The 4,745-nt window shown below is 63.8% G+C and carries 4 protein-coding genes; all 4 read right to left on the reverse strand.

What is annotated here, in order from left to right; genetic code table 11:
* Positions 1–505 (reverse strand): ABC transporter substrate-binding protein (locus DH10_RS17955; protein ID WP_343221568.1); only part of this gene is annotated, 505 nt, incomplete at its 3' end.
* A gap of 230 nt (positions 506–735) precedes the next feature.
* Positions 736–1,104, reverse strand: a complete 369-nt coding sequence (locus tag DH10_RS17960) for a hypothetical protein (protein ID WP_192245370.1) — start codon at positions 1,102–1,104, stop codon at positions 736–738.
* Positions 1,105–1,176: 72 nt separating this feature from the next.
* Entirely contained in the window at positions 1,177–2,919 is a 1,743-nt protein-coding gene (locus DH10_RS37660) for a DUF5801 repeats-in-toxin domain-containing protein (protein ID WP_192385141.1), read from the reverse strand.
* Between the two features lie 35 nt (positions 2,920–2,954).
* On the reverse strand, positions 2,955–4,745 hold a 1,791-nt coding region (locus DH10_RS17970; RefSeq protein WP_246811591.1), incomplete at its 5' end, for a DUF5801 repeats-in-toxin domain-containing protein.

Here is a 4,745-nt window from a genome sequence, read left to right on the forward strand (position 1 = left end):
GGCCGCCGGCGAAATTGTCGGCCAGCGCCAGCACCGGCGGCCGCTGCGTGCCGGAGAGCTTGGCAAGCTGCTGCGCCGCCGCAAGCTCGGCCGGGCCGATGACGATCTTCACGCCGCCCGAGGTGATCGCCTTCACCGCCAGGTCCTTGGCGTAGCCGCTGTCGCCGCGCGTGTCCTCGATCGTCAGCGTCACCAGCTTGTCGCCGAGATCAGCCATCGCAAGCCGCGCGGCGTCATACATCTTCCTGCCGTTCTCGCCCGCGCTTCCGGGGGCTGAGAGCGGCAGCAGCATCGTTATCTTCGTCGAGCCGGTGCCGAGCGTCAGATTTCCCTTGGGGGCGGTGGTTGCGGAACTGGCGGTCAGCTGCGCGGGCGCGGCGGCGGGGCTGCCGGCCTGGTTTGCCGGCGCTGCGATCGCCGAGGGATCCAGCACCTCCGATGCGCCGTTCTTCGACTGGCAGCCGGAGGCCGCCGCGACAACGACGAATGCGAGCGCCAGAGCCATTCCAGGAAAAGTGCGCAGCGGTTTTCCGTCCGGAATTGCGTAAAGACAAATAGTTGGAGCAGTTCGGCGTTTCCATGAAACGATGAACTGCTCGAAGCCTCGTAAACACCTGCTCCGGAAATGCCTCGCCACGCCGGCATGCATGGCAACCGGCGCCGGGCGCGCGGAGGCGGCCGCCTCCGCCCAGGCTCTCATGGCCATCATCACAGCCGGTCGGCGCGCCTGTCAGCTCAGTGCATGTACTCGACCATGCGGTCGTGGAAGCACTCGCACTTGTTCAGGTAGTCCTCGTCCTTGTAGTTCGTCTTGAGGTAGCCATAGGCCTTGCCGCAGGCGACCTTGGCTTCCGACGCCCAGACGAAGGCCGGGCGCGACGAGTTGATCCATTCCGGGCTGTCGGCGACGGCGATGGAGTCGTCCATCAGCTTCACCACCCGGTCCTTGAGCTCGACCATGTTGTCGGTCAGCACCAGGTCGGAAGTGCCGACGGTGCGGCAATAGTTCACCGCCGGCTCGCCGATAATGTCGGCGGCAAAGCCCGTCGACCCGGCCAGGAGCAGCGCCGCGGCCGAAGCCAGAAATCTTGCACCACGCTTCATGTAAGTCCCTCTCCAAATTACCAATTCATGCTTCGCTAATGCATAGCACGGGGGTGTGGCCACGCATAAGCACTAAATCGTGGTTGTATGCTGTACGTGGTTCGTGTCGTCGTAAAGGATGTTGATCGTGCCGGCGGCAGGTCCGTTCTGCAGCACGGCAACATCCACGAAACTGGCGCCGCCGGTGGTGCCGTTGGTGTCCACGCTCAGCGTCTTCGTGCCGGCGTCATAGTGCACGTAGTCGCCGATATTGCCCCCCCCCGTCGTGTCGAACAGAGCGGTCAGGTCGATCTTATCGCCCTCGCCGCCAATGCCGGCACCGTGGTAGTCGGTGATCAGATCCTTGATGTCCAGGCTGTCGAGCTTGAACGTGTCGGCGCCCGCGCCGCCGGTCAGTGTATCCTGGCCGAGACCGCCGATCAGGATGTCGTTGCCGTCACCGCCGAGCAGTTGGTCGGCTCCCGCACCACCAAAGAGCGTGTCATTGCCGGCAAGCCCGGAAATGGTGTCGTTGCCGGACGTGCCCGATATGGCGTCATCGCCCGCCGTTCCGTTGATCGGAGTACCCGCCGGGTGTTCGCCCAAAGTGGTGACGGACAGGGTCTGCGCCGCGGAATGATCGCCGTCGCCGTCCACGCCGGACACCGAGAAGTTGAACGTCTGATCCGACGGCAGGATAAGCTTCGAGTAACCGAAATTGTCGAACTTGGCCTTGCCCTCCGTAACGGTGAACGTGATGGAGTTGAAATCACCTGTCGGATTGATGGTGAGCAAGCCGTCGACGCTGGTCGTGGCCGTGCCCGTAAGCCCGGTGTCGGTCTTCCAGGTCATGGTGAAGGCGCCAGCGGCCTCATGCTCGACAAAGAAGTTCAGCTTGTCTATCCCTGTAGCGAAGTTGATCTGGAACTGCTCTCCCACATCCAGATTTCCATTTTGGACGCCAAAGCCGTTGCTCGTCGGTTTCAGTTCTTCGGCGCTGCCGATACTGCCATTGTTATTGGTATCAACCGCCTTGAACGTAGCATCTCCCAAGGTGAACTGTATGGTGCTCGCGCCGCCAGACACGCCGCTGAAATCGAATGTCTGGTCGGCAACAGGGCGGGACTCGATCAAGGTGAACGTATAGGTGCCGTCCGGGTTGATCTTCAGATCGAAGAAATTCGATCCGTTTACCTGCGCGATCAGGTCCGACGAGCCGTCGACATTGTGGACAACAGGCAAGTATGTCACGCCGCTGATGTTGGTGAGCGGTGTGATCTCGATCGACGTCTCGCCGTCGGCACCGAAGGCAAGGTCGTGCGTGCCGGTCGCGACGTTGTTGTCCTGATTGGCGACGATGGACGGGATGTCGTCGTCGAAGCCGATGTTGCCGCCGAGATCAGTGCTGACCGTCGAGGTCGCCTGGTCGTGGTCGCCATCGGTCACCGTCGCCGTCGCCGACAGCGTCACCAGGCCGTTGCCAAGGTCGATATGGGCGTTGTTGTTGGTGGTGTCGAGGCTCTCGGGCAGGTGGTCGATCTGCTGGGACTGGGTCAGCGTCACCGTGCCGGTCGCATCGACGGAGATCCTGAAGATCTCGCCATGCGAGGCGGTCGAGCCGACGATGTCGTTGCCGACCTTGGTCAGTGTGATCGCTTCACCTTGGCTGGTCAGGCCGGAGGCCGAGTTGGTGACGTTGAGCGTGTAGTTGCTGATCACCGTCGAGCCGGCGCCGTCGGCGCCGTAGCTCGGCGTCACCGCCGCCAGGAAGGCGGCCGCGAAGCTTGCGCTCGCCGTGTCGGAGGCCGGCCCGATGGTCTGGGCGTCCTGCGTCACCAGCGTGATGGCCGCGTCCGCAACCGTGCCGACCGTCAGCGACGGGATGTCGTCGTCGAAGAATAGGTGCCGTCCGGGTTGATCTTCAGATCGAAGAAATTCGATCCGTTTACCTGCGCGATCAGGTCCGACGAGCCGTCGACATTGTGGACAACAGGCAAGTATGTCACGCCGCTGATGTTGGTGAGCGGTGTGATCTCGATCGACGTCTCGCCGTCGGCACCGAAGGCAAGGTCGTGCGTGCCGGTCGCGACGTTGTTGTCCTGATTGGCGACGATCGCATTCTGGATATGCGTGAAGGTCGGCCCGTCGTCGTCGAAGGTGATCTGGTTCGACACGTCGGCGGTGTTGCTCTTCACCATGTCGTGGTCGCCGTCCGTGACGGTGACCGTCACGCCGAGACTGCCGGCAGCTAGTGTCAGGGTTTCGTCATAGCTATTGAAGCTGTTGGCGGCCGTTGCTTCGGCCGGATGGTCCAGGGACAGATACTGCTCGACCATGACCGCGCCTGTCGCGGCGTTGATCGTCATCGCAAAAGCCGCCTGGCCGTCGAAGGCGCCGCCCGACACGACACCGACAACCGTGCCATTGGCCAATTGCTGCAGGTTTATCGCCGAGCCGTCCGTCAGCGTCAGGCCCGAACTGGCGTTCGTCACCGTCAACGCGTAGGTGGTGCTCCCCGAGGCCGCGGGGCCATCCGCGCCGAACGCCGCGTTTACCGTCACCAGCGCTCCGACGCTCGTCGCCGTCGAGATGTAGCCCGACCCCGATACATCGGGATCGTCGCCCTTCACGATTGCGCCGGTGTCGATCGTGGCGACGCCGCTCGAGGTCGCTGTCTCGTCAAGCGCGACTTTGGTCGCCGGAGCTGCGGTTACCGTCAGCGACGGGATGTCGTCGTCGAAGCCGATGTTGCCGCCGAGATCAGTGCTGACCGTCGAGGTCGCCTGGTCGTGGTCGCCATCGGTCACCGTCGCCGTCGCCGACAGCGTCACCAGGCCGTTGCCAAGGTCGATATGGGCGTTGTTGTTGGTGGTGTCGAGGCTCTCGGGCAGGTGGTCGATCTGCTGGGACTGGGTCAGCGTCACCGTGCCGGTCGCATCGACGGAGATCCTGAAGATCTCGCCATGCGAGGCGGTCGAGCCGACGATGTCGTTGCCGACCTTGGTCAGCGTGATCGCTTCACCTTGGCTGGTCAGGCCGGAGGCCGAGTTGGTGACGTTGAGCGTGTAGTTGCTGATCACCGTCGAGCCGGCGCCGTCGGCGCCGTAGCTCGGCGTCACCGCCGCCAGGAAGGCGGCCGCGAAGCTTGCGCTCGCCGTGTCGGAGGCCGGCCCGATGGTCTGGGCGTCCTGCGTCACCAGCGTGATGGCCGCGTCCGCAACCGTGCCGACCGTCAGCGACGGGATGTCGTCGTCGAAGCCGATGTTGCCGCCGAGATCAGTGCTGACCGTCGAGGTCGCCTGGTCGTGGTCGCCATCGGTCACCGTCGCCGTCGCCGACAGCGTCACCAGGCCGTTGCCAAGGTCGATATGGGCGTTGTTGTTGGTGGTGTCGAGGCTCTCGGGCAGGTGGTCGATCTGCTGGGACTGGGTCAGCGTCACCGTGCCGGTCGCATCGACGGAGATCCTGAAGATCTCGCCATGCGAGGCGGTCGAGCCGACGATGTCGTTGCCGACCTTGGTCAGTGTGATCGCTTCACCTTGGCTGGTCAGGCCGGAGGCCGAGTTGGTGACGTTGAGCGTGTAGTTGCTGATCACCGTCGAGCCGGCGCCGTCGGCGCCGTAGCTCGGCGTCACCGCCGCCAGGAAGGCGGCCGCGAAGCT

This window comes from Mesorhizobium silamurunense (assembly GCF_014843825.1).
GTDB lineage: Bacteria > Pseudomonadota > Alphaproteobacteria > Rhizobiales > Rhizobiaceae > Mesorhizobium > Mesorhizobium silamurunense.

What these genes read in the sequence shown, in the direction of transcription:
- DH10_RS17960 (WP_192245370.1), bottom strand. Translation starts at nt 1,104, where the DNA reads ATGAAGCGTGGTGCAAGATTTCTGGCTTCGGCCGCGGCGCTGCTCCTG.